Annotated in this window: 1 protein-coding gene and 2 pseudogenes; 2 read left to right on the top strand and 1 reads right to left on the bottom strand. The window is 64.1% G+C overall.

The window, feature by feature from the left end:
• Positions 1–307 (top strand): annotated as a pseudogene (locus EN994_RS30175) (ATP-binding cassette domain-containing protein); the annotation flags it as partial.
• A gap of 53 nt (positions 308–360) precedes the next feature.
• Positions 361–1,356 carry an ABC transporter permease gene (locus EN994_RS30170; RefSeq protein ID WP_027161057.1) on the top strand — a complete coding sequence of 332 codons (996 nt, stop codon included), beginning with the start codon at positions 361–363 and terminating at the stop codon, positions 1,354–1,356.
• A gap of 5 nt (positions 1,357–1,361) precedes the next feature.
• Here the strand turns inward: EN994_RS30170 and EN994_RS30165 are convergent.
• Positions 1,362–1,695, bottom strand: a pseudogene (locus EN994_RS30165) (phosphonate metabolism protein/1,5-bisphosphokinase (PRPP-forming) PhnN); the annotation flags it as partial.

Genomic DNA, 1,695 nt, shown 5'->3' with positions numbered 1-1,695 from the left:
GTCGGGCGGCAATCAGCAGAAGGTCGTGCTCGGCAAGTGGCTGGCCATGAACCCCAATGTGATGATCCTCGACGAGCCGACGCGCGGCATCGACATCGGCGCCAAGGCGGAAATCTACGGCCTGATGCGCGCATTGGCCGATGCCGGCGTCGCCGTGCTGATGATCTCGTCGGACATGGAAGAGGTGATCGGCGTGTCCGACCGCATCGCCGTCATGCATGAGGGCCAAATCTCCGGCATTCTCGACAAGGACCGGTTCAGCCAGGAAAACGTGCTGCTGCTGGCGGTGGGCAAGCAGCCGAAGTAGTTTTGCCGGGGTCTCGCGCAAGCGCGATCTGCTCAGGCATTGGGGAGAAGACGATGAGCAAGAAAGATCTCGGCCTGCTGATCCTGATCCTGGTGGTCGGGGCGATCGTTGCGATCATCAATCCGCGCTTCCTGCTGCCGATCAACCTCGCCAACACCTCGAACCTGATCGGTCTGTTCGGCATCCTGTCGATCGGCCAGGCCTTCGTCATCATCACCGGCGGCATCGAATTGTCGGTCGGCTCGGTGGTCGCGCTGCTTGGAACGCTGTTCATCGACTTCATCGCCGTGCGCGAGGTGGGCTGGCCGCTGGCCTTCGTGCTGATCCTGTTCCTCGGCGCCATCATAGGCCTGGTGCATGGCTGGCTGATCACAAGGCTCAAGCTGCAGCCTTTCGTCGTCACTTTGTGCGGCCTGTTGATCTACCGCGGTGTCGCCCGCTTCTACACCGCCGACGGCACGGCGGGTTTTGCGTTCGGCCAGAATTTTCCCGAGCTCGAATTCCTGACGGCCGGACGCTCCTATGGCGTGCCGAACAGTTTCATCGCGCTGATCGTTATTTCGATCGTCATGTGGGTGGTGCTGCATCGCTCGGTGTTCGGCCGCTATCTCTACGCCATCGGCAAGAACGAGGAGGCGGCGAAATATTCGGGCATCCGCACCGGCCGTGTCGTCATCGCCGCCTATGTCATCTGCGGTGTGCTGACGGCGCTGTCGGCGATCTATTTCGCCATGTACACGCGCTCGATCTCGCCGGCCAGCCACGGCCAGTTCTACGAACTCTACGCCATCGCCGCCGCCGTGCTCGGCGGCTTCTCGCTGCGCGGCGGCGAAGGCTCGCTGATCGGCGTCATCCTCGGCACGGTGCTGCTGCAGGAGCTGCAGAATCTCGTCAACCTGCTCGGCATCCCGTCCTCGCTCAACTTCGCGGTGATGGGCGGCGTCATCCTCATCGGCGTGCTGGTCGACCAGCAATGGGGCGTGTTCCGGGAACGGCGGCTGATGGTCGACGCCACCCGCAAGGGCGTGGCGGGCCAGGCTGCGGAATAGCTAGCCTAGATCAGGCCCGACATGTCGGAAAAGGCCATCGCCTTGCGCAGCACCTCGGCGAAGCGTTCGCCGGCGGCTTCGCGCGGGCCGCTGTTGTCGATCGAGGTGACGCCGGGCCCGGACAGAGTGACATTGGCGCTGCGTGCCAGCCGCGCCAGCACTTCGCCGCGGGACTCCCGGCCGCGCATCGCCAGACGCTCGGCCAGCACTTCAGGCGAGGCAGTGATCTCGACGACGGCCAGGTTGGCATAGCGTTCGCGCAAGGAGGGGATGATCGCGCGCGACACATTGGCGACAGCGACACGGCCATTGGCGACAGACCAGTCGACATCGGCGGGG

It is taken from the genome of Mesorhizobium sp. M7A.F.Ca.CA.002.09.1.1, assembly GCF_003998555.1.
GTDB classification, from domain to species: domain Bacteria; phylum Pseudomonadota; class Alphaproteobacteria; order Rhizobiales; family Rhizobiaceae; genus Mesorhizobium; species Mesorhizobium ciceri.
This window is presented reverse-complemented; position numbering and strand designations above follow the sequence as displayed.